Below are 25,875 nucleotides of genomic sequence, written 5' to 3'. Positions count from 1 at the left end.
CGCAATCACAGGACACGACGACGTGATAACGCCACGCCTGCGCCGATGAGCGCACCCACAATCCCCCACATCACCATCAGAAATACACGGCGCGGGCTATCGCGTTTTACAGGTTCTTCCGGCGTCCGCAAATACCGGTAAGTCTGAAAACGCGGATCTAACGTTGGACCGACGTTCAACGTGCTCAGCATGGCGCGGTTCTGGTCGTAATCGAGGTCATATTCCGGCCCGACGGCCTGCAGGTTTTCCAGCCTGGCCTGCAGCATCGGCCTGCCCAATAAAAATAGCTCTGAATCCGGCAACTGATCGGCAGGAACATCCGTTTCGCTGCGTGAAATATTGTGCTGCTGGGCCACCTTCAGCGCCTGCTCCACGCTGTGCGTCCGACGGTTGAAGATGGCCTCGGCCACCTCTTCCTGGCGCTTCACCTGCGCTTTCATTTGCACGGTCCGCGCCGCCCAGGCGCCTTTGAGTTCGTCATTAAGATGGCCTGCAGCCCGCTGGCTGGCGAAAGCCACATACTGACGCAACAGATTATTGGCATCCTGCCCGGTCTCGGCGGTCAGTTTGACGCTGTCGTTAATGCTCTTGGCCGCATCGCCTGGCATAAACTGGATATTGTTAATCAGGTCATCCAGCATCGCCGCATCCGCGCGGGCATTACCCGACTGACGCTGCTTGTAGTAGTCCGTTTGTAGCCAGAAATCGCGCCGGGTATCCCAGGAGGCCAGCTGCATGATGAACTCTTTATACGCTTCATCCATGGCGGAAGGCTGATCGACCGAGGCAAGGTCGGCTTTAATGTCCAGATTGCGTAAGAACTGCTGCTGGGAATAGTACCCCCCCAACATATTGACAGTAGGCCGATCGGTGATCGCCGTGGCGCTCCACTCCTGGCGAGCAAAAAAGGTATATACCAGCACGATGGCGGCGAAGAGTACGGCGCCGCCGACTATCCAGCCTTTTCCTGCCCATAAAGCGCGAAACAGCCCGCGAATATCCAGCTCGTTCTCAACGTTCACTGCTTGTGCTCCCGGTAATGGTTGAGTCATCACATCCCCAGCTTTACTTGGTTAGTTTCGGATTATTGCCGCTGTGTCGCCGAATTCTGCGTCTGATGCGCTTAACCAGGCGCGCCACTTTCCAGGCGCGCTTAATACAGTAGCCATAAAGGAAGAAGGCTACCAAAAAGAGAATTAACATCACCCATTCCGGCACAATGCGGGTGTATTCCGCCGCGACGCCAACCAGCGCCAGCAGGGCGGCGGCCAGGGTAATCAGGACGAACGCCTGACGGGAAGTAAAGCCGGCGCGCATGATCAAATGATGAATATGCTGACGGTCCGGAGAGAAAGGACTCATGCCTTTGCGCAGGCGGCGATACATAATCGCCACCATGTCCATCAACGGGATAGCGATAATCCACAGCGCGGTCACCGGGCTAATGGGATGTGTTTTACCTTGCGTGGTTTCCAGCAGGATCCAGATAATGGTGAAGCCAATCATCGTGCTGCCGGCGTCACCCATAAAGACTTTATAGCGGCGGCCGAGGGCGCCAAGATTGAGAAGAATATAGGGCAGAATGGCGGCGATCATCGCGAAACACCACATCGCCAGGCTGTACTGACCATCAAACCAGAGGATGATCCCAGTCGCCGCAAAGGAGACCGATGACAGACCGCCGAGCAGGCCGTCGATCCCGTCGACCATGTTAAACGCATTGATGGCAGCCCACACGGCAAACAGCGTCAGGAAGAAGCCGAAAGGCCCCAGCACCAGCTCCCACGAGCCAAAAATAAAGCCGAGACTACTCAGATGCAGATTCCCTGCCATCATCATAATCACGGCGATCGCAGCCTGTATGACTGCGCGAATTTTCACGCTGATATCGAAGCGATCGTCAAGCGCGCCAACCAGCACCAATACCCCCGCGCAGGCCAGATACAGCGAGGCGTGAGGAATATAATAATCGGCGATGGCGAAAGTAAAACAGATGCCTGCATAAACTGAGATACCACCGACCAACGGAATCAACCCCTGATGCCGTTTGCGATAGTTTGGTTTATCCACCAACCCGATCTTTTTTGCCACTTTCCGCGCGACAAAAATAAAGAGGGTCGTGAATAAGAAAATACTGATTAATTCAGTAATAGCAGTGAGTAAATTCACAACGCATGTGCTCTCAGCATAGTTAATCCGGGAAGTATAGCGATGATGCCCCAACTCCAGAAGGGGAAAAGCAGAACATTACAAATTTATTGTATAGATTTTAGTCTGTTAAAGCTGTCTCCGCCTGCTATCCGGCGCCATTATACGACAACTTTCGTCCCGCTTTCTCTGTCTCTGGATCATACAAACCCAAAAATGAAAACGCCACGCAAAGGCGTGGCGTTTTTGGCTTTTTTTACCTTACGAGCGCTTCATCATATCGAAGAAGTCATCATTCGTCTTGGTCATCGCCAGCTTGTTAATGAGGAATTCCATTGCATCGATCTCACCCATCGGATGAATAATTTTGCGCAGGATCCACATTTTCTGCAGCTCTTCCTGAGTGGTGAGCAGTTCTTCTTTACGGGTACCGGAACGGTTGTAATCGATAGCCGGGAAGACGCGTTTTTCGGCAATCTTACGAGAGAGGTGCAGCTCCATGTTACCGGTGCCTTTAAACTCTTCGTAGATCACTTCGTCCATTTTGGAACCGGTGTCGATCAGCGCCGTGGCGATGATGGTCAGGCTGCCGCCCTCTTCGACGTTACGTGCCGCACCGAAGAAACGCTTCGGACGGTGCAGGGCGTTGGCGTCCACACCACCGGTCAGGACTTTACCAGAAGCCGGTACCACGGTGTTGTAGGCTCGCGCCAGACGAGTAATGGAGTCGAGCAGGATGATAACGTCTTTCTTGTGTTCAACCAGACGTTTTGCTTTCTCGATAACCATCTCGGCAACCTGCACGTGGCGGGATGCCGGCTCGTCAAAGGTGGAAGCAACCACTTCACCTTTCACCAGACGCTGCATCTCGGTCACTTCTTCCGGACGTTCGTCGATCAGCAGCACCATCAGCACGCAGTCCGGGTGGTTGTAAGCGATGCTCTGCGCGATGTTCTGCAGCAGCATCGTTTTACCGGCTTTCGGCGGCGCGACGATCAGACCACGCTGGCCGCGGCCAATCGGGGAGGCCAGATCCAGTACGCGAGCGGTTAAGTCTTCGGTAGAACCGTTACCACGTTCCATACGCAGGCGAGAATTCGCGTGCAGCGGCGTTAAGTTCTCGAACAGGATCTTGTTACGCGCGTTTTCCGGCTTGTCGTAGTTAACTTCGTTAACTTTCAACAGTGCAAAGTAACGCTCACCCTCTTTCGGAGGACGAATCTTACCGGAAATGGTGTCACCAGTGCGAAGGTTGAAACGGCGGATTTGGCTGGGGGATACGTAGATGTCGTCAGGGCCGGCGAGGTAGGAGCTGTCTGCGGAGCGGAGGAATCCAAATCCATCCTGCAGTATCTCCAGTACGCCGTCGCCAAAGATATCTTCGCCACTCTTCGAATGCTGCTTGAGGATGGCAAAAATAATATCCTGCTTACGCATACGAGCCAGGTTTTCCAGCCCCATATTTTCGCCGAGAGTAATCAGCTCAGAAACCGGCGTATTCTTTAATTCGGTAAGATTCATAGTGGTGTGGGTTCTTAAACTCGGGGTAAATCTCGAACTTAATGTTGTGAATGGTATGGCAGGAACATCCATGCCTGTTAGCGGCTTCATCTCGTGTCTGTACGTTGCCTGGTCACAGGAAAGAACGCAGAACTGAAACGACAAGACGGAATGAGTGATAAGCCCGGAATTATTAGCCTCACGCGCATCGTCTGCGGGACGCTTTGGGTAAAACAAGATTCAAACAATAGGTATGTTTAAAACGAAGTCTGTGGATTAACTTAGCACGACTCCTGCCGGGCGTCCAGAGTTCCGCAAAAAATAGGAATCTGGACGCCGGACCAGCAATTCGCTTACGCCAGGTTGGCGTCGAGGAACTCTTTCAGCTGACCCTTGGACAGTGCGCCAACTTTAGTGGCCGCCACTTCGCCGTTTTTGAACAGCAGCAGGGTTGGGATACCGCGAATGCCGTATTTCGGCGCGGTGCCCGGGTTCTGGTCGATGTTCAGCTTAGCTACGGTCAGTTTGCCCTGATACTCTTCAGCGATCTCATCCAGAATCGGGGCGATCATTTTGCACGGACCACACCACTCTGCCCAGAAATCGACGAGGGTCAGCCCGTCAGCCTTGAGTACGTCCGTGTCAAAACTGTCGTCAGTCAGGTGAATAATTTTATCGCTCATATTTAACTCCACAGGAATAAGCCTGGTGTGTTGGTGTCGTAGCCATCAACGACGTGCTGCGGCTACGTTATGCACGCTATTCTTCAGGATACCTCAATTCTCTGGGCTGCCAACTGGCGCAATCCATCATGGACTCGCCTGTTGACGCCAGGGTGCCCGAACGCGAACTGCATGCTGCAGATTTATCGCTCCCGACTCGCTTAGTAGTCTAAGCTATCCTGGATTCGTTCAGTTACCGTAGACGTACCTTGAATAATTTCGTACACCGCCAACGAAAGGTTGACGTTATTTCACCGGATACGCTTTCTTAATGCAATAGTTAGCTGATATTCTACCACACTATGAGCAAAACACATTTAACAGAACAGAAGTTTTCCGACTTCGCCCTGCACCCGGCAGTCATTGAAGCCCTTGAAAAGAAAGGGTTTCATAATTGCACACCCATTCAGGCCCTCGCCCTTCCGCTGACGCTGGAAGGCCGCGATGTCGCCGGGCAGGCGCAAACCGGTACCGGTAAAACGATGGCGTTCCTGACGTCAACGTTTCATTATCTTCTCTCTCACCCGGCTATCGCCGATCGCCAGGTTAACCAACCGCGCGCGCTAATTATGGCACCAACGCGTGAACTGGCGGTACAGATCCACGCGGATGCTGAACCGCTGGCGCAGGCCACCGGTCTGAAGCTGGGTCTGGCTTACGGCGGCGACGGCTACGACAAGCAGCTGAAAGTGCTGGAAAGCGGTGTCGATATTCTGATCGGTACCACTGGTCGTCTGATCGATTACGCGAAACAGAACCACATTAACCTCGGCGCCATTCAGGTCGTCGTACTGGACGAAGCCGATCGCATGTACGATCTCGGCTTTATTAAAGATATCCGCTGGCTGTTCCGCCGCATGCCGCCGGCGACGCAGCGCCTGAACATGCTGTTCTCCGCGACTCTTTCTTATCGCGTTCGCGAACTGGCGTTCGAGCAGATGAACAACGCCGAATATGTCGAAGTGGAACCGGAACAGAAAACGGGCCACCGTATTAAAGAAGAGCTGTTCTACCCTTCCAACGAAGAAAAAATGCGCCTGCTGCAGACGCTGCTGGAAGAAGAGTGGCCCGATCGCGCCATCATCTTCGCCAACACCAAGCACCGTTGTGAAGATATCTGGGGTCATCTCGCCGCTGACGGCCATCGTGTAGGTCTGCTGACCGGCGACGTGGCGCAGAAAAAGCGTCTGCGTATTCTCGACGAATTTACTCGTGGCGATCTCGATATTCTGGTCGCAACTGACGTTGCTGCGCGCGGCTTACATATTCCGGCCGTGACCCACGTCTTTAACTACGATCTGCCGGACGACTGCGAAGATTACGTTCACCGCATCGGCCGCACCGGCCGCGCTGGCGCCAGCGGCAACTCTATCAGCCTCGCCTGCGAAGAGTACGCGCTGAACCTGCCGGCAATCGAAACCTATATTGGTCACTCGATCCCGGTCAGTAAGTACAACCCGGACGCGCTGATGACCGACCTGCCTAAGCCGCTGCGTCTGACCCGTGCGCGCCCAGGCAACGGCCCGCGCCGCAACGGTCCACCGCGCAATCGTCGTCGTTCAGGTTAAGAAATCTATGCCATACGCTCAATCATTCAGAATCAGCCAGGGCGACCTTCCTCTGGCAACCCGCTCAGTGATGTGGACCGGGCTTAAGCGCTCCGCCAACCAGGGAGCCTTCTGAACGATGAAGAGTATGAGCTCCACCTCGCTGTATGCCGCCATTGATTTGGGTTCCAATAGTTTCCATATGTTGGTGGTGCGCGAGGTGGCGGGCAGCATCCAGACGCTGAGCCGTATTAAGCGTAAGGTTCGTCTGGCCGCCGGTCTGAATAGCGACAACACGCTCTCCGCGGAAGCGATGGAGCGCGGCTGGCAGTGCTTACGCCTGTTTGCCGAACGCCTGCAGGATATTCCGCCGACGCAAATCCGCGTCGTGGCCACCGCCACGCTACGTCTTGCCGTCAATGCAGAGGAGTTTCTGGCGAAAGCGCAAGAGATCCTCGGCACGCCAGTGCAGGTGATCAGCGGCGAAGAAGAAGCGCGCCTGATTTACCAGGGTGTCGCCCACACCACCGGCGGCGCCGATCAGCGTCTGGTGGTCGATATCGGCGGCGCCAGCACCGAGCTGGTGACCGGCACCGGCGCGCAAACGACCTCGCTGTTCAGTCTGTCGATGGGGTGTGTGACCTGGCTTGAACGCTATTTTGCCGACCGTAGCCTGACGAAAGAGAATTTCGATCTCGCCGAAGCGGCCGCGCGCGAGGTGTTATTACCCATCGCCGATGTGCTGCGCTATCACGGATGGAAAGTGTGCGTCGGCGCTTCCGGCACCGTTCAGGCGCTGCAGGAAATTATGATGGCGCAGGGGATGGATGAACGCATCACCCTCGCTAAACTCCAGCAGCTTAAACAGCGCGCCATCCAGTGCGGACGTCTGGAAGAGCTGGAGATCGAAGGCTTAACCCTTGAGCGGGCGCTGGTGTTCCCGAGCGGGCTGGCGATCCTGATCGCTATCTTCAGCGAACTGAATATTCAGTGTATGACCCTGGCAGGCGGCGCGTTACGCGAAGGTCTGGTATACGGCATGCTGCATCTCTCTGTCGAACAGGACATCCGCAGCCGCACCCTGCGCAATATTCAGCGCCGTTTTATGATCGACACCGAGCAGGCCCAGCGCGTCGCCAGTCTGGCCAGCCATCTGCTCAGTCAGCTGGATGGCAGCTGGGAGCTGGACCCGCTGAGCCGCGATTTACTCCTCAGCGCCTGCTCGCTGCATGAAATTGGGCTGAGTGTGGATTTCAAGCGCGCGCCGCAGCACGCGGCTTATCTGGTCAATAACCTCGACCTGCCCGGCTTTACCCCGGCGCAGAAGAAGTTGATTGCCACGCTGCTCCTGAATCAGACCAACGCCATCGACCTGTCTTCGCTTCATCAGCAGAATGCGGTCCCGCCGCGAGTGGCCGAACATCTGTGTCGCCTGCTGCGACTGGCGATCCTGTTTGCCAGCCGGCGGCGCGACGATTTGTTGCCGGCCATTCAGTTGGCCGCTCACGACGACCAGTTAACGCTGACGCTGCCGGAGAACTGGCTGGCTGAACATCCGCTTGGCCGGGAAATGGTCGATCAGGAGTGTCAATGGCAAAGCTACGTCCACTGGACGCTACGGGTCACCAGCGGCGATACGCCAAGATAATATCCAGCCAGGAGGGCGGATGCGGGAAGAACTGGATTTCAAATCGCTACGCTTTTTCTCCGCGCTCTACCGGCTAGGCAATGTCTCCCCGGCGGCTGACGCGCTGAATATCAGCCAACCCACCGGCAGCCTTTTGCTGAAAAAACTACGGGATCATTTTGCTGACCCGTTGTTTGTCCGGGTGGGACAGCGGATGATGCCGACGCCGCGAGCGGACGCGATCGCCCCGACTGTATTTACCCTTCTCCAGCTTGCCGATAACGATTTAGCCGTCAAACCTGAATTTCTTCCCCAGCAGAGCCAGCGTAACTTCACGATCGGAATGACCGATATCAGTCAAATGACGCTGTTGCCTTTGCTGCAAATTGCGCTCCAGCAGCAGGCGGCAGACGGGATCACCTTTACGGTACAAAATCTGGATGAGCAGACCCTCAACGCCCTCGAATCCGGGAAATGTGATCTCGCGATCGGCTACCTGACGCAGCTTCCGGATAGCGTCTACCAGCAGCATCTCTTCGATCAATCGTATGTCTGCCTGGCGGCGGAAAATCACCCACGTATTCGAACCCAGCTTCGTGCCGAAGACTGGCGGCAGGAAAAGCATCTGGCGATCCGCGTGGAGGGGACTGCCCACGGCGATATGGATAAGCGGCTTGATGAGCACAGTATGCCCCGGCGGATCGCGCTGACATTACCGAGCTTTTTAGGTACCGGCGAGCTGGTGGCCGAAAGCGATATGATTGCCGTCGTCCCGGAACAGGTGGCGCGGCATATCACCCGCCGCTATCCCTGCCGCAGCTGGCCGCTACCTTTTACTCTCGCCAGGATCGCTATCCGTCAGGTCTGGCATCAGCGGCTGCACCGCGATCCCGGGCATATCTGGCTACGTTCGCTGATCGCCGCACTTGCCGATCCCGCTCAGCAGAGCGGATCTATTACGATCTAAACCGCGAAATATACCGCTGTATTAGTTTTACTGATAATCCCTATTACGTTTGGTTTATTGCTGGCAATACGAGAAAGCTTTTATTCTCATTGCATCGAGCCATACTGACAAATATCGCAAGGAATATATCATGCGCGGAAAAATCGCTTTAGAAGAACACGTCTCCACTCCTGAAAATAACCGTCTGTGGGATTCAACCGGTGAAGCCGGCCGTAACGGTACAGAATATATGAAAGACGTTGAACGTCGCCTGCTGGATCGCAGTATTCAGCTGGAAGAAATGGCGCAGCGTCATATTGACCACGTCATTCTTTCTCTAACTTCACCTGGCGCGCAATCTATTTTAGATAAAGCCAAAGCGGTCTCTTTTGCTCGTGATACTAACGATATTATCGTCGAGAATTATGTGAAGCCAAATCCGGATAAATTTAGCGCTTTCGCCACCCTGGCCTTGCAAAACCCGGAAGCCGCGGCGGAAGAGCTGGAGCGCGCCGTGAAGAAACTAGGCATGAAAGGCGCGCTGATCAACGGCTATACCAACGTTAAAGATAGCGAGCATGGCCTGTATCTTGATGACGAATCGATGCTGGTTTTCTGGGATAAGGTCAACGAGCTGAACGTACCGGTGTACCTGCATCCTCGCGAACCGCTGGAAGGGCCTGCGCGCGGCATCTACACCGGTTACGAAAGCCTGATCGGCTCCGCGTGGGGCTTTGCGCAGGAAACGGCAGTGCATGCTATCCGTCTGATGATGAGTGGTTTGTTCGATCGTTATCCTAACCTCAATCTGGTACTGGGCCACCTCGGCGAAGGGCTGGTTCATATGCTGCCGCGCACTCAGCACCGCCTCTATCGTCAGCGTTTCGGCTGCGGTCTGGGTAAAGCGGAAAAACCGTTAATGCACTACCTGCAGAATAACTTCATTGTTACCACCAGCGGCCATTTTAATACCCATTCGCTGAATAATGCCATTGAAGTCATGGGCGCCGATCGTGTGATGTTCTCTGTCGATTATCCGTATGAAGATATTCATCAGGCTTGTGACTGGTTTGATCCGTTAGAACTTGAAGCGGGCCTGAAAGATAAAATTGCCTGGGGCAATGCCAGCCGCGTCTTTAACATTCAATAATATTAAAGACAGACTTCAGGGCCTGAATATTCAGGCCCTGTTTTTATTAGGGAGAATAAATGATGGCAATAGGTATATTTGTCTGTAGCGGCTCGCTTCTCGTCGGTGCGCTGGCCGGCGCCTCGCTGAATCGCTTTATTCCGGAACACTTCAAGAAAACCTTGCCGCTAATTGCCGGTCTGATCTCCATCAGCATGGGCATCCACTTTGTCAATAAATTGCATAATCTGCCACCCATTGCCCTGGCCATTATTGTCGGCACGATTATCGGCGGTCTGCTGAATATTGAAAAATGGATTGAGCGGGCCGGGACAACGCTACGCACGCCCATTGAGCGCATTTTCCCGGCGCAGGCCAGCGCCAGCGTGAGTGCGGAAGATTTTATGAATCAGTTTATCGCCGTGCTGATCCTCTTCTGCGCCAGCGGCACCGGCATCTTCGGTGCTTTAACCGAAGGGATGACCGGCGACCCAACCATTCTGCTGACCAAGTCGATACTCGACTTTTTCACTGCCGCGATTTTCGCGTCCACGCTGGGCTACATCATCACTACGATTTTTATTCCTCAGCTGATCATCTTCGTGATTCTGTTCTTCGCCGCCACGTTTATTATGACGTTGATAAACCCATCGATGATTGCTGATTTCACTGCCTGCGGCGGCATCATTATGCTGGCGACCGGTTTTCGGCTTTGTGGTATTCGCCATTTCCCCACCGCCAACATGCTGCCCTCACTGCTGCTGGTAATGCCCTTCTCCGCCGCCTGGCAGCAGTTTGTCGCCTGAGGCGTTAGCCTTTTTTCGCCTTCGCCAGCATCGCTTTAATATTCGCGACGTTGGCCTGGCCTTTATGCATACGTTCTTCCGCAGAGATAACTTTTCGCTCCTGCTCCCATATCAGATCGTCCTGCGGGAGCTCGAGCAGGAAACGGCTTGGCTCCGGGCGCACCAGCTCACCATACTGTCGGCGTTCCTTACAGAGCGTAAAGGTCAGCTCTTTTTGCGCACGGGTGATGCCGACGTAGGCTAACCGGCGCTCTTCATCGACGTTATCTTCATCGATGCTGCTCTGGTGCGGCAGCAATCCCTCTTCCATTCCCACCAGGTAAACATACGGGAACTCCAGCCCTTTTGAGGCATGGAGGGTCATAAGCTGCACCTGATCGAGCTCTTCATCCGATTCGCCGCGCTCCATCATGTCCCGCAGGGTAAAGCGGGTGACCACCTGCGTTAGGGTCATCGGCTCATCGATTTCGCTGCCTTCCAGCATCTCGGTCATCCAGGTAAACAGCTGGTTGACGTTTTTCATCCGCATTTCCGCGGCTTTCGGGCTGGGCGAGGTTTCATACAGCCAGGATTCGTAGTCGATCCCGCGAATCAAATCGCGCACGGCGGCAACGGGCTCGCGTTCGGTCAGCTGCTGAATTTCCCGCAGCCAGTGGGTAAAGCGCGTGAGGGATTCGTAGCCGCGCCCGGTCAGCGTCTGGCTTAACCCCATATCAAAGCTGGCGGTGAATAAGCCTTTATTGCGGCTCATCGCCCACTCACCCAGCTTTTGCAGCGTCGCCGGGCCGATCTCGCGTTTCGGCGTGTTGACGATACGCAGGAAGGCGCTATCGTCATCCGGGTTGGTCAGCACGCGCAGATAGGCCAGCAGGTCTTTAATTTCCGGACGCGAGAAGAACGACGTGCCGCCGGAGATTTTGTACGGGATGCGGTTCTGCATCAGCATCTTTTCAAAGACCCGCGACTGGTGGTTGCCGCGGTAAAGGATCGCGTAGTCTTTGTAGTTGGTTTTATTAATAAAGTGGTGGGCGATCAGTTCCCCGGCCACGCGCTCCGCTTCATGATCTTCATTGTTGGCGGAGAGTACTTTCAGCTCGGTACCGTAGCCAAGTTCTGAGAACAGCCGCTTTTCAAAGACGTGCGGGTTATTAGCGATCAAAATGTTAGCAGCTTTCAGAATACGCCCGGAGGAGCGGTAGTTCTGTTCAAGCTTGATCACCTGCAGCGCCGGGAAGTCCTGGCTGAGCAGCACCAGGTTCTGCGGCCGCGCGCCACGCCACGAGTAGATCGACTGGTCATCGTCCCCCACCACGGTAAAACGCGCGCGCTGCCCCACCAGTAATTTCACCAGTTCATACTGGCTGGTGTTGGTATCCTGATACTCATCCACCAGCAGGTAACGGATTTTGTTCTGCCAGCGTTCGCGCACCTCTTCATTACGCTGCAGCAGCAGCGTCGGCAACAGGATCAGATCGTCAAAATCGAGGACGTTGCAGGCCTTCATGTGCGCATCGTACAGCCCATAGCAGTGGGCGAAAATGCGGTCCCGTTCGCCTTTCGCGCCAGCCGCCGCCTGCGCCGGGGTTTTCAGATCGTTTTTCCAGTTGGAGATCGTCGAGATCAGCTGCTGCAACACCACTTTGTCATCTTCGATCAACCCTTCGGTGAGCTCTTTCAGCAGCGCGACCTGGTCAGTATCATCGAACAAGGAAAAGTTAGACTTCATTCCCAGCGCGGCGTATTCACGTTTGATGATATCCAGCCCCAGGGTGTGGAAGGTGGAGATCATCAGCCCGCGCGCCTCTTTGCGCCCCAGCGTTTGCCCGACGCGCTCTTTCATTTCGCGCGCGGCCTTGTTGGTGAAGGTGACGGCCGCGATATGGCGCGCCTGATAGCCGCAGCCGCGGATCAGGTGGGCGATTTTATTCGTAATAACGCGGGTCTTACCGGAACCGGCGCCCGCCAGCACCAGGCACGGTCCGGTAACGAATTCGACGGCTTGTTGTTGGCCAGGGTTTAAACGCATGGGAATATTGCTCAATCTTCGAACGGGGTGTGGATTGTAGCAGAAAGCGAGGCCGAGATTTACCGGCTGATGGTAAAGTGTCAGCCACGCAATTCATCCTGAGGATCTGGTAATGGCAAAAAGCGCAGCGGCCCTGCATATTCTGGTTAAAGAAGAGAAACTGGCGCACGAGATCCTCGCCAAACTGGAACGGGGCATCAGCTTCGATCATCTGGCGAAGCGTTACTCAAAGTGTCCGTCCGGACGTCATGGCGGTGATTTAGGCGAATTCCCGCAGGGGACGATGGTCGGCCCGTTTGATCAAGCCGTTTTCAGCTGTCCGCTGCTCAAACCCTATGGCCCGGTGAAAACCAAATTCGGCTACCATATCATCAAGGTGCTGTATCGTCGGTAACGCGTGCTACTATGGCGCCCTGATTTATCCCAACTCAATCAAGGCGCAATCATGGCTAAAACCGCGGCAGCACTGCACATCCTGGTAAAAGAAGAGAAACTGGCGCTCGATCTGCTCGAGCAGCTCAAAGGCGGCGCCGATTTCGGCAAGCTGGCAAAGAAACACTCCATTTGTCCGTCAGGCAAACGCGGCGGCGATCTGGGTGAGTTCCGCCAGGGCCAGATGGTACCGGCCTTCGATAAAGTGGTCTTCTCCTGCCCGGAACTGGAGCCAACCGGCCCGCTGCATACCCAGTTCGGCTACCACATCATCAAAGTGCTATACCGGAAATAATAAAAAACCCGGGGATCTTAATCTCCGGGTTTTTGCCTGATGGCGCTTCGCTTATCAGGCCGACTAAACAAATCCATTCCTCTATGGATTTCGGCTTGCCGGAAGGCGGCAAGGAAGTACATCCCCAGGAACATAGATTACTATGTGACTGGGGTGTACGTACCGTAGCCAACGCATCGGCAAGTCGAAAGACGACGAGGAATTAGCCGGCTACCGCGATACGTTTCATATCAGTCATATAACCGCGCAGTTTCTTACCTACCTGCTCGATAGCGTGGCTGCGAATTGCTTCGTTCACATCGCGCAGCTGAGCGTTATCTACCGCGCCTTCAGCAATCGCTTTGCCCAAGTCGCCGGTCTGCAGGGTAGTCATAAACTCTTTCAGCAGCGGTACGCAAGCGTAAGAGAACAGGTAGTTACCGTACTCTGCAGTATCAGAGATAACCACGTTCATTTCATACAGACGCTTACGGGCGATAGTGTTCGCGATCAGCGGCAGCTCGTGCAGTGATTCATAGTAAGCGGACTCTTCGATGATGCCGGAATCAACCATGGTTTCGAACGCCAGCTCAACGCCCGCTTTCACCATCGCGATCATCAGCACGCCTTTATCGAAGTACTCCTGCTCGCCGATTTTGCCTTCATACTGCGGGGCGGTTTCGAACGCGGTTTTGCCGGTCTCTTCGCGCCAGGTCAGCAGTTTCTTATCATCGTTCGCCCAGTCTGCCATCATACCGGAGGAGAATTCGCCGGAGATGATGTCGTCCATGTGTTTCTGGAACAGCGGCGCCATGATCTCTTTCAGCTGTTCGGACAGCGCATAAGCGCGCAGTTTCGCCGGGTTAGAGAGGCGATCCATCATCAGGGTAATACCGCCCTGCTTCAGCGCTTCGGTGATGGTTTCCCAGCCGAACTGAATCAGTTTTTCCGCATACGCCGGATCGGTACCTTCCGCCACCAGCTTGTCGAAGCACAGCAGAGAACCCGCCTGCAGCATGCCGCAGAGGATGGTCTGCTCGCCCATCAGGTCAGATTTCACTTCCGCCACGAAGGAGGATTCCAGAACGCCCGCACGATGGCCGCCGGTCGCCGCTGCCCAGGCTTTGGCAATGGCCATGCCTTCGCCTTTCGGATCGTTTTCCGGGTGGACGGCGATAAGCGTCGGCACGCCGAAACCGCGTTTGTACTCTTCACGAACTTCGGTACCCGGGCACTTCGGCGCCACCATCACCACGGTGATGTCTTTGCGGATCTGCTCGCCCACTTCAACGATGTTGAAGCCGTGGGAGTAACCCAGCGCCGCGCCGTCTTTCATCAGCGGCTGTACGGAACGCACAACGTCAGAGTGCTGTTTGTCCGGCGTCAGGTTAACCACCAGGTCGGCCTGCGGGATCAGCTCTTCATAGGTACCGACTTTGAAGCCGTTTTCGGTCGCTTTACGCCAGGAAGCGCGCTTCTCGGCAATCGCTTCTTTACGCAACGCATAGGAGATATCCAGGCCGGAATCACGCATGTTCAGACCCTGGTTCAGGCCCTGCGCGCCACAGCCGACGATGACTACTTTTTTACCCTGAAGATAGCTTGCGCCATCGGCAAATTCATCGCGCCCCATAAAGCGGCATTTGCCCAGCTGTGCCAGCTGCTGGCGCAGATTCAGTGTGTTGAAGTAGTTAGCCATGGTGATACCTCGTGATGTTGTGTTGTCGTGCTTATTGTTCGGTTCGCTTTTGCGAGAATGAACTTACTATATGACAGGAATTTTATTGCGGAAATTGATATATTCACAACGTCACGTTGCAATTTATGAAATACAAAATCGGGGAGTACGCGCCGTGGATTTACGCGATCTGAAAACCTTTCTGCATCTGGCGGAAAGCCGCCATTTTGGCCGCAGCGCGCGGGCCATGCACGTCAGTCCTTCGACCCTTTCGCGGCAGATCCAACGCCTGGAAGAGGACCTCGGCCAGCCGCTGTTCGTGCGTGATAATCGCACGGTGACGCTCACCGAAGCCGGGGAAGAGTTACGCACCTTTGCCCAGCAGACCTTACTGCAGTATCAGCAGCTTCGCCACGCCATCGATCAGCAGGGACCGTCGCTCTCCGGCGAGCTGCATATCTTCTGCTCTGTCACCGCCGCTTATAGCCATCTGCCGCCGATCCTCGACCGCTTTCGCGCCGCGCATCCTTCGGTTGAGATAAAATTATCGACCGGCGATGCCGCTGACGCCATGGAGAAGGTCGTCACCGGTGAAGCCGACCTGGCGATTGCCGGTAAACCAGAGACCCTGCCGGGATCGGTGGCGTTTTCGATGCTGGAGAACCTCGCCGTGGTGTTAATTGCCCCGGCGCTTCCCTGCCCGGTGCGTAACCAGGTGACCGTCGAGCGTCCGGACTGGTCGACAGTGCCGTTTATCATGGCTGACCAGGGGCCGGTACGTCGGCGCATCGAGCTGTGGTTTCGACGCCATAAAATCAGCAACCCGTCGATCTATGCCACCGTCGGGGGACACGAAGCGATGGTGTCGATGGTCGCCCTCGGCTGCGGCGTGGCGCTGCTACCGGAGGTGGTACTGGAAAACAGCCCGGAACCGGTACGCAACCGGGTGATGATTCTGGAGCGCAGTGATGAGCAAACCCCGTTTGAGCTGGGCGTTTGCGCACAAAAAAAGCGGCTGCATGAGCCGCTTATTGATGCTTTCTGGAAAATCCTGCCTAACCACTAGCCCGCGAGGAAAAAGCGGAACGCCGGGTTATGCGTTTCATCGTGGCACTCATAGCCCAGTTCATTAAGGCGGGTTTCAAAGTCCGGCTCGTGCTCGCCCAGCTCAAAGGCCGCTAACACCCGACCATAGTCGGTGCCGTGGCTACGGTAGTGGAACAGCGAAATATTCCAGTGGGTGCCAAGGGTATGCAGGAACTTCAGCAGCGCCCCCGGCGATTCAGGGAACTCGAAGCTGAACAGCCGCTCCTGCAGCGCTTTGGACGGCCGGCCGCCGACCATATAGCGCACATGGAGCTTGGCCATTTCGTCATCGGAAAGGTCAACGACGCTGTAGCCGCCATCGTTCAGTAACTGGAGGATCTCTTTCCGCTCCTCCAGCCCGCGACTCAGGCGTACCCCGACAAAAATGCAGGCGTCTTTAGCATCAGCAAAGCGGTAGTTGAACTCCGTCACCGAGCGCCCGCCCAGCAGCTGGCAAAACTTCAGAAAGCTGCCCTTCTCTTCCGGGATCGTCACCGCCAGCAGCGCTTCGCGCTGTTCCCCGAGCTCGCAGCGCTCAGACACGTATCGCAGGCCGTGGAAGTTAACGTTGGCCCCGGACAGAATATGAGCCAGTCGCTCGCCGCGAATATTGTACTGGGCGACATATTTCTTCATCCCCGCCAACGCCAGCGCGCCGGAAGGCTCCGCCACCGCCCGCACATCTTCGAACAGATCTTTCATCGCCGCGCAAATAGCGTCGCTGTCGACAGTGATGATGTCGTCCAGATACTCCTGGCACAAACGGAAGGTTTCATCGCCGATGCGTTTGACCGCCACGCCTTCAGCAAACAAACCGACGCGCGGCAGATCCACCGGATGGCCGGCATCCAGCGCCGCTTTCAGACATGCCGAGTCTTCCGCTTCTACCGCTATCACTTTAATCTGCGGCATCAGCTGCTTGATCAGCACCGCCACGCCCGCCGCCAGACCGCCACCGCCCACCGGGACGAATACACGGTCGATGTGGGCATCCTGCTGCAGCAGCTCCAGCGCCAAGGTTCCCTGACCCGCGATCACCATCGGGTGATCAAACGGCGGCACCCAGGTGAAGCCCTGCTGCTGCGCCAGTTCAATCGCCCGAGCTTTCGCTTCGTCAAAGTTGGCGCCATGCAGCAGCACTTCGCCGCCAAAACCGCGAACGGCATCGACTTTGATATCGGCGGTCGCTACCGGCATCACGATCAGCGCCTTAACCCCAAGCCGGGAGGCTGAGAAAGCCACTCCCTGCGCATGGTTGCCTGCCGACGCCGTGATTACCCCATTCGATTTCTGTTCCGCCGTCAGGCTGGACATCATCGCGTAGGCGCCGCGCAGCTTAAAGCTGTGTACCGGCTGGCGATCTTCGCGTTTGACCAGAATAACGTTATCCAGCCGCGAAGAGAGCTTCTCCATTTTTTGCAGCGGCGTTTTCTGCACCGCTTCATAAACTGGCGCGCGCAGCACTGCTCTCAGGTATTCGGCGCCCTCAGGGGCACCGGACAGGGGTTGTGAGTCCGCCATAATTAGCCACCCAGTTTTGATTTATCGCGCACCGCGCCCTTGTCGGCGCTGGTCGCGAGGCTGGCATAAGCGCGCAGTGCAAAGGAGACCTGGCGCTCGCGGTCTTTCGGCGTCCACGCCTTATCGCCACGCGCTTCCTGTGCTTCGCGACGGGCGGCGATTTCTGCATCGCTGAGCTGCAGCTGAATACCGCGGTTCGGAATATCGATAGCAATCATGTCGCCATCTTCGATGATCGCGATGTTGCCGCCGCTCGCCGCTTCCGGCGATACGTGGCCGATGGAAAGCCCGGAGGTGCCGCCGGAGAAACGGCCATCGGTGATCAGCGCGCACGCTTTGCCAAGACCCATGGACTTCAGGAAGGTGGTCGGATAGAGCATTTCCTGCATCCCCGGCCCGCCTTTCGGCCCTTCATAGCGAATAACCACGACGTCGCCTTCCACGACTTTGCCGCCGAGGATGGCATCAACCGCTTCGTCCTGGCTTTCATAAACTTTCGCCGGGCCGGTAAATTTCAGGATGCTATCGTCCACACCGGCGGTTTTGACAATACAGCCGTTTTCAGCAAAGTTACCGTACAGGACCGCCAGGCCACCGTCTTTACTGTAGGCATGTTCCAGAGAACGGATACATCCCTCGGCGCGATCGTCATCCAGCGTATCCCAGCGGCAATCCTGCGAGAATGCCTGAGTGGTACGGATCCCGGCCGGGCCGGCGCGGAACATTTTTTTCACCGCGTCGTCCTGGGTCACCATCACATCGTACTGTTCCAGGGTCTGCGGCAGCGTCAGGCCAAGGACGTTTTTCACATCGCGGTTGAGTAAACCAGCGCGGTCCAGCTCGCCCAGAATGCCCAGAACGCCACCAGCCCGGTGCACGTCTTCCATATGGTATTTCTGCGTACTCGGCGCCACTTTACACAGCTGCGGGACCTTGCGGGACAGTTTGTCGATATCGCTCATGGTGAAGTCGATTTCGGCTTCCTGCGCCGCCGCCAGCAGGTGCAGTACGGTATTGGTTGAACCGCCCATCGCGATATCGAGGGTCATGGCGTTTTCAAATGCCGCCTTGCTGGCGATATTGCGCGGCAGGGCGGAAGCGTCATCCTGCTCGTAGTAGCGTTTGGTCAGCTCCACGATACGTTTACCGGCGTTCAGGAACAGCTCCTTACGATCGGCGTGGGTCGCCAGCAGCGAGCCGTTACCCGGCTGTGACAGGCCCAGCGCTTCGGTCAGGCAGTTCATGGAGTTCGCGGTGAACATCCCGGAACAGGAACCACAGGTCGGACAAGCGGAACGTTCCACCTGGTTACTCTGTTCGTCGGACACTTTCGGATCCGCCCCCTGGATCATCGCATCCACCAGGTCGAGCTTGATGATTTTATCTGACAGCTTGGTCTTCCCGGCTTCCATTGGGCCACCGGAAACAAAGATCACCGGAATGTTCAGGCGCAGAGAGGCCATCAGCATCCCCGGAGTGATTTTGTCGCAGTTGGAGATACAGACCATGGCATCGGCGCAGTGGGCGTTAACCATGTACTCGACCGAGTCAGCGATCAGCTCGCGGGATGGCAGTGAATAGAGCATACCCCCGTGGCCCATGGCGATCCCATCATCCACCGCGATGGTGTTAAATTCTTTGGCGACACCGCCTGCCGCTTCAATCTGCTCGGCAACCAGTTTACCGAGATCGCGCAGGTGCACGTGCCCGGGGACAAACTGGGTAAAGGAGTTGACGACGGCGATAATCGGTTTGCCGAAATCGGCATCGGTCATTCCGGTTGCGCGCCACAACGCGCGGGCGCCCGCCATGTTGCGGCCATGTGTGGTGGTGGCGGAACGGTACTTAGGCATGCTCTTTTTACTCCCATCTCTGTTTATTAAATGGGACGGTGCGTGCCGTCCCATTTTTAATTACTTACTTACCGGATCCAACCAGCCCCATTTATCTTCTGTTTCACCGGTGAAGAGGCCAAAGAAGGCTTCCTGAATGCGTTTGGTCACCGGCCCGCGGCGACCTGCGCCGACCTGGATGCCGTCAACGCTGCGTACCGGGGTGATTTCTGCCGCGGTGCCGGACATGAACACTTCATCCGCGAGGTACAGCGATTCACGGGACAGCACCTGCTCGCGCACTTCGATGCCAAGATCTTTCGCCAGTTTGATGATCGCGTCGCGGGTAATGCCCGGCAGCGCGGAAGAGGTGAACGGCGGAGTAAACAGCACGCCATCTTTTACCTCAAACAGGTTTTCGCCTGCACCTTCGGAGATATAACCGTTAACATCCAGCGCGATACCTTCCTGATAACCGTGACGACGCGCTTCGCTGCCGACCAGCAGAGAGGAGAGATAGTTGCCGCCCGCTTTCGCCGCGGTTGGGATGGTGTTAGGCGCCGCGCGGTTCCAGGAAGAAACCATCGCATCGATCCCCTGCTCCAGCGCTTCTGCGCCGAGGTAGGCGCCCCACGGGAACGCCGCGATGATAACGTCGGTTTTGTAACCGTCCGGCGGGTTAACGCCCATGCCAACATCGCCAACAAACACCAGCGGACGAATATAAGCGCTGGTCAGTTTATTGGTACGGATAACTTCGCGGCAGGCTTCCATCAGCTCATCAACGCTCTGCGAGACCGGGAAACGATAAATTTTGGCTGAGTCATGCAGACGCTGCATATGTTCGCGATGACGGAACACCACCGGGCCCTTGTGCGAGTCGTAGCAGCGGATGCCTTCGAATACCGAAGTCCCGTAGTGCAACGCATGGGACATGACGTGCACTTTCGCCTCGCCCCATGGGATCATCTCGCCATTGAACCAAATGTAATCAGCTTTCTTCGTCGTCATTTTTTTTATTCCTCTGCGCTCAGGCGCGGATTTGTTGTGATGTGGGTTGCTGGATCTCGACGCAGGCGACGTCGACCAGTTTACTTAATTGACTAAACAGTAATTCGACGGGCCGCGGGCTGGCAACGGTCAATTCGATATTTATATTTTGCGCATCCGACGCGGTTTCCATATTCATTGCGCAGATTTGAAAACCACGGTGGCGGACCACGCGCAGCACGCGCTCTAAGGTTTCCGGATTGAAACGCGCCTGCAAAGCGACCTGATGTTGCTTCATGATAATTTCTCCAGCATTTCTGCATTACTGGCGCCGGGCGGCACCAACGGCCAGACATTCTCAAGTTCGTCAATTGAGACATGAAGCAGGTATGGCCCCTGGCTCGAAAGCATGGTGTCGAGTGCCGCTTCAACCTGGTCTTTACGGGTGATGTGTTGGCCAGGAATACCGAAGGCGCTGGCCAGCGTGAGGAAATCAGGGTTATCAGTCAGAGTGGTTTCGCTATAACGTTCCTGGAAAAACAGCTGCTGCCATTGTCGAACCATCCCTAACCGCTGGTTGTCGAGTAACACGATCTTTAACGGTAATTGTTTGCGCTTGACGGTGCCCAGCTCCTGCACGTTCATCATGAAGGAACCGTCACCGGAGATACAGATCACCGTATCGTCCGGGCGCGCCACCTGGGCACCAACGGCGGCTGGCAGGCCAAAGCCCATCGTGCCTAAGCCGCTGGAGGTGATAAAGTTTTCCGGGCGGGTATAGGTCATATGTTGAGCCGACCACATCTGGTGCTGGCCAACGTCGGTTGTCACGACGCTATCCGCCGGCTTACGGTCGGAAAGCTGCTTCAGCAGCAGCGGCGCGTAGATCGCCTCGCCGGGATGATCGTAACGCCAGGCGTGCTCGGTACGCAGTGCGGCATTATGCTCGCGCCAGGCATCGATAGCTAACGGCTGCTGCAGCGCCGGCAGCAAGCGGTTCAGATCGCCGGTCAGACCGATGTGCGCCTGACGCAGCTTGTTCAGCTCCGCCGGATCGATGTCCATGTGGATCACTTTGGCATGCGGAGCGAAGGTATTGAGCTTACCGGTCACACGATCGTCAAAGCGCGCGCCGACAGCGATCAGCAGATCGCACTCCTGTACCGCCAGGTTGGCCGCCTTAGTGCCGTGCATGCCCAGCATACCGAGATAATACGGATAATCTGCGGCCACCACGCCCAGCCCTTTCAGCGTGCAGGTTGCCGGCATTCGGGTTACCGCCAGGAATTCACGCAAAGCCGGTACCGCCTGCGCCATACCCACCCCGCCGCCAACATACAGCATCGGCTTCTGTGACTGAGCCAGCATCTGCAGAGCCTGAGCAACCTCCGCCTGCGGGAACGCCATCTCATCGTCGACGGTAGAGAAATGAGGATCAAGCTCGCCCTGGGCCATCTGAATATCCTTAGGGATATCAACCAGCACCGGGCCCGGACGGCCTGAGTTTGCCACCTGGAAAGCTTCAGCGATAACCCGCGGCAGCTCATCCAGAGACTGCACGAGGAAACTGTGCTTAGTACAGGCCAGTGACAAACCAAGAACGTCTACTTCCTGGAACGCATCCGTGCCGATGAAGGGAGCGGCCACCTGGCCGGTGATAGCGACAATGGGAATGGAATCAAGCAGGGCGTCCGCCAGGCCAGTGATCAGGTTGGTCGCGCCCGGGCCGGACGTCGCTATGCACACCCCGGTTTTCCCGGTTGCTCGCGCATAGCCAATAGCCGCCATGGCTGCCCCTTGCTCATGCCGACACAGCAGGTGCTCCACGCCGCCGTCATACAGTGCATCGTAAACCGGCATAATTGCGCCACCCGGATAGCCAAAAACTGTGTCGACTCCCTGTGTCCGCAAAGCATGTACCACCCACTGCGCGCCATTCATAGTTAGTTCCCCGTCATAAATCGGGAGAAACAGAATTTTATGCTAAAAGTCATCATCTGCTCCTCGCTTAGGTTATTTCAGTTATAAAAAAACCCCCGGACCTTTCGGTGCGGGGGTCTTAGTTCGTTAAGGCTTGATTCTTAAGCCTTTCCTCGTCCAAGTGCAGCCCCGCACGGTGGGATAATAATCACCACCACGCTAATCACGACCAGGCTAATCACTCGTAGAAGGGCTGTCATTTTCTGTACTTTCTGGCTTCTTGTTCGAAGGAATACCTAAAGAGGTACCACAGACATCACATAAAACACAAGATTTTTTTATATCCTGGTTTCTGAGCAGCCTAACAGTTTCAGGAAAAATAATTGTTTTATATGAAGAAAATCAGAAATGAAAAAAATTCAGTTTTCTTTCACGCTGTACGCTCAGCGCCCATCTCTGTTTCGGATGCACCACCTTTTTCGATCACGCTTCCATTTTCGGCTAAATGTAACGAGATGGCGTGAAAATAATGGATTTATGCTTCTAACTTCGTGTTATTGCCGCTGCCGTTTCACGGCAGGCTCGTCATAATCCTTCTCTGTCCAGGAGGTTTTATGTCGCTCGCCATCGTTTACACACGCGCGGCGCTCGGTATCGAAGCGCCATTGATTACTATCGAGGTTCATCTCAGCAGCGGTCTGCCTGGCTTGACCATGGTCGGGCTACCGGAGACCACCGTGAAAGAGGCCCGCGACCGGGTACGCAGCGCCTTGATCAACAGCGGCTACGCTTTCCCTGCGAAGAAAATAACCATTAACCTGGCACCCGCGGATCTGCCCAAAGAGGGCGGGCGATATGACCTTCCCATCGCTCTCGCGCTTCTCGTCGCCTCAGAGCAGCTCAACACTACCCGATTGAATCAATATGAGTTTGTGGGCGAACTCGCCCTTACAGGCGGCTTACGCGGCGTTCCAGGGGCGATCCCCAGCGCAATGGAAGCCATCAAAGCCGGCCGGCGCATTGTCGTCTCCTCTGACAATGCGGCTGAGGTGGGTCTGATCGGCGGCAGCGATTGCCTGGTCGCCGACCATCTGCAACAGGTGTGCGCGTTTCTCGCAGGGCAAGCATCGCTCTCGCCGCCTCTCGCCGACGTGCCCGCCGTTGATGAACGCTGTGAAGATCTACGTGATGTTATCGGCCAACAACAAGGCAAGCGAGCGCTGGAGATTGTGGCGGCCGGTGGCCACAACCTGCTGCTGATTGGCCCGCCCGGTACCGGCAAAACAATGCTTGCCTGCCGACTCCCCGGCCTTTTACCGCCATTAAGCAACCAGGAAGCGCTGGAGAGCACGGCCATTCAAAGTCTGGTCAACCTCCAGACTGCGAAGACCCGGTGGCGTCAGAGGCCGTTTCGCGCCCCTCACCATAGCGCCTCGCTGGCAGCGATGGTAGGCGGAGGCTCAATACCTGTCCCCGGCGAGATTTCACTGGCCCATAATGGCGTCCTATTTCTTGATGAACTGCCAGAGTTTGAACGACGGGTGCTGGACGCGCTGCGTGAACCCATTGAGTCAGGCAAGATCCACATATCACGATCGCGCGCCAAGATTCACTATCCGGCGCGTTTTCAGCTTATCGCGGCAATGAACCCAAGCCCTACCGGGCATTATCAGGGCAAACATAATCGCGCGTCGCCTGAGCAGACATTGCGCTACCTTGGGCGCCTGTCCGGCCCTTTTCTCGACCGCTTCGATCTTTCTTTAGAGATCCCGCTCCCGCCGCCGGGGATACTGAGCCAGGGCACGCAGGGCGAAGAATCGAGTGCGACGGTCCGTCAGCGTGTGCTGGCGGCACGTGAACGTCAAATGCTCAGGCAAAATAAGCTGAATGCGCATCTTGAGAATCGTGAAATGAAGAGTTGCTGTCACTTGCGCCAGGAGGATGCGCTTTGGCTGGAACAGACGTTAACGCAGCTGGGGCTTTCTATACGGGCCTGGCAGCGTCTGTTAAAGGTGGCAAGAACCATTGCCGATCTGGCAGAAGCTGAAGAGATTGAACGCCGCCATTTGCAGGAGGCGCTCAGCTATCGGGCAATAGACCGGATGCTAAACCATCTGCAGAAAATGATGGCGTAAAAAAAGGGCTTACGCCCTTTTTTCTTAGTCATCGCTTTCGGTGTAATCGTCAGCGCCTTCCATCTGCGGTTTGCCGCCGGAAAGAGTATGGAAACGCTTCGGCCGCTTAATGCGTGCCATATACTTAATCCATACGCGTTCTGCTTCCGTTACCGGCTCACGTTCACCACGGCACACCGAGACAAATTGTTTTTCATCATCGGTAACAGGTTCGCGTTTACCCAGTTCCAGTTCGTTAAAGGCATAACCATGACGTTCCAGCAGTTGCGCCTCTTTGATGGTGAAATCACCATGACGGGAGAACCCGCGTGGATAATTTTTATTGTCGAAAAAACGATTAGTCGTCGTAAAGCTTTCCGCCATCCTACACGCTCCTGATTCTTTGGCCGAGCTATTTATGGCGCGGAGTATTAGTTACGCTTGACAGAGCGTCAAACAAAACATTTAAATCATGACGACAAATAATTTTGTGGAGAACGGTGTGGATACGGAATTGCTCAAGACTTTCCTGGAAGTGAGCAGAACTCGTCACTTTGGGCGGGCAGCAGAGGCACTTTACCTGACGCAGTCAGCGGTCAGCTTTCGTATTCGTCAGCTGGAGAATCAACTTGGCGTGAACCTGTTCACCCGCCATCGTAATAACATTCGTCTGACGACCGCCGGAGAAAAGCTACTGCCCTACGCCGAAACGTTGATGAACACCTGGCAGGCCGCGCGCAAGGAGGTCGCTCACTCTTCGCGACATAACGAATTCTCCATCGGGGCCAGCGCGTCGCTGTGGGAATGTCTACTGAACGGCTGGCTGGGGACTCTCTACAAAGATCCCTATAACCTGCAATTCGAGGCGCGGATCGCCCAACGTCAGTCATTAGTTAAACAGTTGCATGAACGCCAGCTCGATCTCCTGATCACAACTGAATCACCGAAGATGGATGAATTAAGCTGCCAGTTGCTGGGTAATTTCACCCTGGCGCTCTATTGTGCCGCCCCAGGGAAAAATAAGAATGATTTGAACTACCTGCGTCTGGAATGGGGGCCGGATTTCCAGCAAAACGAAGTGGGGCTGATTGGTAGCGATGATGTGCCACTGTTAACAACGAGCTCCGCAGAACTGGCTTATCAGCAACTCAGTACCTTGAATGGCTGTACCTGGTTACCCGTCAGTTGGGCGCAGCAGAAAAGTGGTCTGCATACGGTGACCGATAGCGTAACGCTCTCACGTCCTCTGTATGCCATTTGGCTACAAAATAGTGATAAACAAGCGCATATTCGCGAGATCCTGAAAAGCAGCATACTGGAATAAAGATCTGACTCCATGGATGGAGTGCTCAGAAAGCAAGGAAGAGAGAGGAATGGAAAAATTACAAGCAAAAAAAATCCTTTGCCTAAGCAAAGGATTATATATGGCAGGGGCGGAGAGACTCGAACTCGCGACACCCGGTTTTGGAGACCGGTGCTCTACCAACTGAGCTACGCCCCTAAATCTTTCTCGCTATTAAGCCCGCTAATATAGCAGGCTTAATTTTAATAAGTGGCGGAACGGACGGGACTCGAAC

The 25,875-nt window shown here is 55.6% G+C and carries 25 protein-coding genes and 1 tRNA gene; 10 read left to right on the top strand and 16 right to left on the bottom strand.

The genetic code is table 11. From position 1 onward, the window contains the following. Positions 1 to 5: 5 nt before the first annotated feature. The 5 genes from wzzE to trxA all read right to left on the bottom strand — a co-directional run bounded on the left by wzzE (position 6) and on the right by trxA (position 4,331). Positions 6 to 1,052: an ECA polysaccharide chain length modulation protein gene (gene wzzE / locus HMPREF3096_RS04900; RefSeq protein WP_002883296.1), complete on the bottom strand. Its 1,047-nt coding sequence runs from the start codon at positions 1,050 to 1,052 to the stop codon at positions 6 to 8. Between the two features lie 13 nt (positions 1,053 to 1,065). Further along, positions 1,066 to 2,169, bottom strand: a complete 1,104-nt coding sequence (wecA, locus tag HMPREF3096_RS04895) for a UDP-N-acetylglucosamine--undecaprenyl-phosphate N-acetylglucosaminephosphotransferase (protein ID WP_004886849.1) — start codon at positions 2,167 to 2,169, stop codon at positions 1,066 to 1,068. A gap of 240 nt (positions 2,170 to 2,409) precedes the next feature. Next, the gene (gene rho / locus HMPREF3096_RS04890; RefSeq protein WP_002883293.1) at positions 2,410 to 3,669 is read right to left on the bottom strand and encodes a transcription termination factor Rho; all 1,260 of its coding nucleotides are present in this window, start codon (positions 3,667 to 3,669) and stop codon (positions 2,410 to 2,412) included. Between the two features lie 86 nt (positions 3,670 to 3,755). After that, positions 3,756 to 3,857: a rho operon leader peptide gene (locus HMPREF3096_RS31850; protein WP_049245627.1), complete on the bottom strand. Its 102-nt coding sequence runs from the start codon at positions 3,855 to 3,857 to the stop codon at positions 3,756 to 3,758. A 144-nt stretch (positions 3,858 to 4,001) separates the two neighbouring features. After that, complete coding sequence (gene trxA, locus HMPREF3096_RS04885; RefSeq protein WP_002883224.1) at positions 4,002 to 4,331, bottom strand: thioredoxin TrxA; 330 nt, start codon at positions 4,329 to 4,331, stop codon at positions 4,002 to 4,004. A gap of 341 nt (positions 4,332 to 4,672) precedes the next feature. Here trxA and rhlB point away from each other — a divergent pair, with 341 nt between their 5' ends. The 5 genes from rhlB (at position 4,673) to HMPREF3096_RS04860 (ending at position 10,425) form a co-directional block, all read left to right on the top strand. Next, positions 4,673 to 5,938, top strand: coding sequence for an ATP-dependent RNA helicase RhlB (gene rhlB, locus HMPREF3096_RS04880; RefSeq protein ID WP_008807968.1), 1,266 nt, complete (start codon positions 4,673 to 4,675; stop codon positions 5,936 to 5,938). A gap of 118 nt (positions 5,939 to 6,056) precedes the next feature. Further along, positions 6,057 to 7,565: a guanosine-5'-triphosphate,3'-diphosphate diphosphatase gene (gene gppA / locus HMPREF3096_RS04875; RefSeq protein ID WP_012969202.1), complete on the top strand. Its 1,509-nt coding sequence runs from the start codon at positions 6,057 to 6,059 to the stop codon at positions 7,563 to 7,565. A 19-nt stretch (positions 7,566 to 7,584) separates the two neighbouring features. Next, the gene (locus HMPREF3096_RS04870; protein WP_032732154.1) at positions 7,585 to 8,511 is read left to right on the top strand and encodes a LysR family transcriptional regulator; all 927 of its coding nucleotides are present in this window, start codon (positions 7,585 to 7,587) and stop codon (positions 8,509 to 8,511) included. A gap of 130 nt (positions 8,512 to 8,641) precedes the next feature. Continuing rightward, on the top strand, positions 8,642 to 9,640 hold the full coding sequence (locus HMPREF3096_RS04865; protein WP_032732152.1) for an amidohydrolase family protein: 999 nt from the start codon (positions 8,642 to 8,644) through the stop codon (positions 9,638 to 9,640). A 62-nt stretch (positions 9,641 to 9,702) separates the two neighbouring features. Beyond that, positions 9,703 to 10,425 (top strand): DUF554 domain-containing protein, encoded by a 723-nt coding sequence (locus tag HMPREF3096_RS04860; RefSeq protein WP_032732167.1) that lies wholly within the window; start codon positions 9,703 to 9,705, stop codon positions 10,423 to 10,425. 4 nt (positions 10,426 to 10,429) lie between these two features. On the opposite strand, the gene rep is transcribed toward HMPREF3096_RS04860, so the two are convergent. Beyond that, positions 10,430 to 12,451 carry a DNA helicase Rep gene (rep, locus tag HMPREF3096_RS04855; RefSeq protein WP_012543251.1) on the bottom strand — a complete coding sequence of 674 codons (2,022 nt, stop codon included), beginning with the start codon at positions 12,449 to 12,451 and terminating at the stop codon, positions 10,430 to 10,432. Between the two features lie 112 nt (positions 12,452 to 12,563). On the opposite strand from rep, the gene ppiC (HMPREF3096_RS04850) reads away from it, so the two are divergent. Both ppiC (HMPREF3096_RS04850) and ppiC (HMPREF3096_RS04845) read left to right on the top strand, forming a co-directional pair. Further along, positions 12,564 to 12,845: a peptidylprolyl isomerase PpiC gene (gene ppiC, locus HMPREF3096_RS04850; protein ID WP_008807974.1), complete on the top strand. Its 282-nt coding sequence runs from the start codon at positions 12,564 to 12,566 to the stop codon at positions 12,843 to 12,845. A gap of 51 nt (positions 12,846 to 12,896) precedes the next feature. Beyond that, complete coding sequence (gene ppiC / locus HMPREF3096_RS04845) at positions 12,897 to 13,178, top strand: peptidylprolyl isomerase PpiC (RefSeq protein ID WP_008807975.1); 282 nt, start codon at positions 12,897 to 12,899, stop codon at positions 13,176 to 13,178. Between the two features lie 202 nt (positions 13,179 to 13,380). On the opposite strand, the gene ilvC is transcribed toward ppiC (HMPREF3096_RS04845), so the two are convergent. Continuing rightward, positions 13,381 to 14,856: a ketol-acid reductoisomerase gene (ilvC, locus tag HMPREF3096_RS04840; protein WP_008807976.1), complete on the bottom strand. Its 1,476-nt coding sequence runs from the start codon at positions 14,854 to 14,856 to the stop codon at positions 13,381 to 13,383. Positions 14,857 to 15,010: 154 nt separating this feature from the next. Here ilvC and ilvY point away from each other — a divergent pair, with 154 nt between their 5' ends. Beyond that, positions 15,011 to 15,901: an HTH-type transcriptional activator IlvY gene (gene ilvY / locus HMPREF3096_RS04835; RefSeq protein WP_012543253.1), complete on the top strand. Its 891-nt coding sequence runs from the start codon at positions 15,011 to 15,013 to the stop codon at positions 15,899 to 15,901. On the opposite strand, the gene ilvA is transcribed toward ilvY, so the two are convergent. From ilvA to ilvL, 7 genes are all read right to left on the bottom strand, one after another. Further along, positions 15,898 to 17,442 (bottom strand): threonine ammonia-lyase, biosynthetic, encoded by a 1,545-nt coding sequence (gene ilvA, locus HMPREF3096_RS04830; protein ID WP_023296862.1) that lies wholly within the window; start codon positions 17,440 to 17,442, stop codon positions 15,898 to 15,900. The two genes, ilvY and ilvA, sit on opposite strands and share 4 nt — an antisense overlap. Positions 17,443 to 17,444: 2 nt before the next feature. Further along, entirely contained in the window at positions 17,445 to 19,295 is a 1,851-nt protein-coding gene (gene ilvD / locus HMPREF3096_RS04825) for a dihydroxy-acid dehydratase (RefSeq protein WP_008807979.1), read from the bottom strand. Positions 19,296 to 19,355: 60 nt separating this feature from the next. Continuing rightward, positions 19,356 to 20,285, bottom strand: coding sequence for a branched-chain amino acid transaminase (locus HMPREF3096_RS04820; protein ID WP_032732150.1), 930 nt, complete (start codon positions 20,283 to 20,285; stop codon positions 19,356 to 19,358). 19 nt (positions 20,286 to 20,304) lie between these two features. Further along, positions 20,305 to 20,562 (bottom strand): acetolactate synthase 2 small subunit, encoded by a 258-nt coding sequence (ilvM, locus tag HMPREF3096_RS04815; protein WP_008807981.1) that lies wholly within the window; start codon positions 20,560 to 20,562, stop codon positions 20,305 to 20,307. Continuing rightward, positions 20,559 to 22,205, bottom strand: a complete 1,647-nt coding sequence (gene ilvG / locus HMPREF3096_RS04810) for an acetolactate synthase 2 catalytic subunit (protein ID WP_008807982.1) — start codon at positions 22,203 to 22,205, stop codon at positions 20,559 to 20,561. Before ilvG ends, ilvM begins: the two co-directional genes overlap by 4 nt. A 2-nt stretch (positions 22,206 to 22,207) precedes the next feature. Next, complete coding sequence (gene ilvX, locus HMPREF3096_RS31845; RefSeq protein WP_175426296.1) at positions 22,208 to 22,258, bottom strand: peptide IlvX; 51 nt, start codon at positions 22,256 to 22,258, stop codon at positions 22,208 to 22,210. Between the two features lie 87 nt (positions 22,259 to 22,345). Continuing rightward, a complete protein-coding gene (ilvL, locus tag HMPREF3096_RS28700; protein WP_001311244.1) occupies positions 22,346 to 22,444 on the bottom strand; it encodes an ilv operon leader peptide in 99 nt (32 codons plus the stop codon). A gap of 354 nt (positions 22,445 to 22,798) precedes the next feature. Here ilvL and HMPREF3096_RS04805 point away from each other — a divergent pair, with 354 nt between their 5' ends. Then, positions 22,799 to 24,319, top strand: a complete 1,521-nt coding sequence (locus tag HMPREF3096_RS04805) for a YifB family Mg chelatase-like AAA ATPase (protein WP_032732148.1) — start codon at positions 22,799 to 22,801, stop codon at positions 24,317 to 24,319. Positions 24,320 to 24,343: 24 nt separating this feature from the next. On the opposite strand, the gene HMPREF3096_RS04800 is transcribed toward HMPREF3096_RS04805, so the two are convergent. Beyond that, a complete protein-coding gene (locus tag HMPREF3096_RS04800; RefSeq protein WP_004886877.1) occupies positions 24,344 to 24,682 on the bottom strand; it encodes a MaoP family protein in 339 nt (112 codons plus the stop codon). A 118-nt stretch (positions 24,683 to 24,800) separates the two neighbouring features. Here HMPREF3096_RS04800 and hdfR point away from each other — a divergent pair, with 118 nt between their 5' ends. Then, positions 24,801 to 25,622 carry an HTH-type transcriptional regulator HdfR gene (gene hdfR / locus HMPREF3096_RS04795; RefSeq protein WP_012543255.1) on the top strand — a complete coding sequence of 274 codons (822 nt, stop codon included), beginning with the start codon at positions 24,801 to 24,803 and terminating at the stop codon, positions 25,620 to 25,622. Positions 25,623 to 25,723: 101 nt separating this feature from the next. Here the strand turns inward: hdfR and HMPREF3096_RS04790 are convergent. Then, positions 25,724 to 25,799, bottom strand: a tRNA-Trp gene (locus HMPREF3096_RS04790). Between the last annotated feature and the right edge of the window lie 76 nt (positions 25,800 to 25,875).

Origin of the sequence: Klebsiella sp. HMSC25G12 (genome assembly GCF_001807705.1) — a bacterium.
Classification (GTDB): domain Bacteria; phylum Pseudomonadota; class Gammaproteobacteria; order Enterobacterales; family Enterobacteriaceae; genus Klebsiella; species Klebsiella variicola.
The sequence above is the reverse complement of the archived record's forward strand: the minus strand, read 5'-3'. Positions and strand labels throughout refer to the sequence as shown.

Coding starts and splice junctions, on each gene's coding strand:
- wzzE (WP_002883296.1), bottom strand. CDS start 1,052: ATGACTCAACCATTACCGGGAGCACAAGCAGTGAACGTTGAGAACGAG.
- rho (WP_002883293.1), bottom strand. CDS start 3,669: ATGAATCTTACCGAATTAAAGAATACGCCGGTTTCTGAGCTGATTACT.
- HMPREF3096_RS31850 (WP_049245627.1), bottom strand. CDS start 3,857: ATGCGCGTGAGGCTAATAATTCCGGGCTTATCACTCATTCCGTCTTGT.
- trxA (WP_002883224.1), bottom strand. CDS start 4,331: ATGAGCGATAAAATTATTCACCTGACTGACGACAGTTTTGACACGGAC.
- rhlB (WP_008807968.1), top strand. CDS start 4,673: ATGAGCAAAACACATTTAACAGAACAGAAGTTTTCCGACTTCGCCCTG.
- gppA (WP_012969202.1), top strand. CDS start 6,057: ATGAAGAGTATGAGCTCCACCTCGCTGTATGCCGCCATTGATTTGGGT.
- HMPREF3096_RS04870 (WP_032732154.1), top strand. CDS start 7,585: ATGCGGGAAGAACTGGATTTCAAATCGCTACGCTTTTTCTCCGCGCTC.
- HMPREF3096_RS04865 (WP_032732152.1), top strand. CDS start 8,642: ATGCGCGGAAAAATCGCTTTAGAAGAACACGTCTCCACTCCTGAAAAT.
- HMPREF3096_RS04860 (WP_032732167.1), top strand. CDS start 9,703: ATGGCAATAGGTATATTTGTCTGTAGCGGCTCGCTTCTCGTCGGTGCG.
- rep (WP_012543251.1), bottom strand. CDS start 12,451: ATGCGTTTAAACCCTGGCCAACAACAAGCCGTCGAATTCGTTACCGGA.
- ppiC (WP_008807974.1), top strand. CDS start 12,564: ATGGCAAAAAGCGCAGCGGCCCTGCATATTCTGGTTAAAGAAGAGAAA.
- ppiC (WP_008807975.1), top strand. CDS start 12,897: ATGGCTAAAACCGCGGCAGCACTGCACATCCTGGTAAAAGAAGAGAAA.
- ilvC (WP_008807976.1), bottom strand. CDS start 14,856: ATGGCTAACTACTTCAACACACTGAATCTGCGCCAGCAGCTGGCACAG.
- ilvA (WP_023296862.1), bottom strand. CDS start 17,442: ATGGCGGACTCACAACCCCTGTCCGGTGCCCCTGAGGGCGCCGAATAC.
- ilvD (WP_008807979.1), bottom strand. CDS start 19,295: ATGCCTAAGTACCGTTCCGCCACCACCACACATGGCCGCAACATGGCG.
- HMPREF3096_RS04820 (WP_032732150.1), bottom strand. CDS start 20,285: ATGACGACGAAGAAAGCTGATTACATTTGGTTCAATGGCGAGATGATC.
- ilvM (WP_008807981.1), bottom strand. CDS start 20,562: ATGAAGCAACATCAGGTCGCTTTGCAGGCGCGTTTCAATCCGGAAACC.
- ilvG (WP_008807982.1), bottom strand. CDS start 22,205: ATGAATGGCGCGCAGTGGGTGGTACATGCTTTGCGGACACAGGGAGTC.
- ilvL (WP_001311244.1), bottom strand. CDS start 22,444: ATGACAGCCCTTCTACGAGTGATTAGCCTGGTCGTGATTAGCGTGGTG.
- HMPREF3096_RS04805 (WP_032732148.1), top strand. CDS start 22,799: ATGTCGCTCGCCATCGTTTACACACGCGCGGCGCTCGGTATCGAAGCG.
- HMPREF3096_RS04800 (WP_004886877.1), bottom strand. CDS start 24,682: ATGGCGGAAAGCTTTACGACGACTAATCGTTTTTTCGACAATAAAAAT.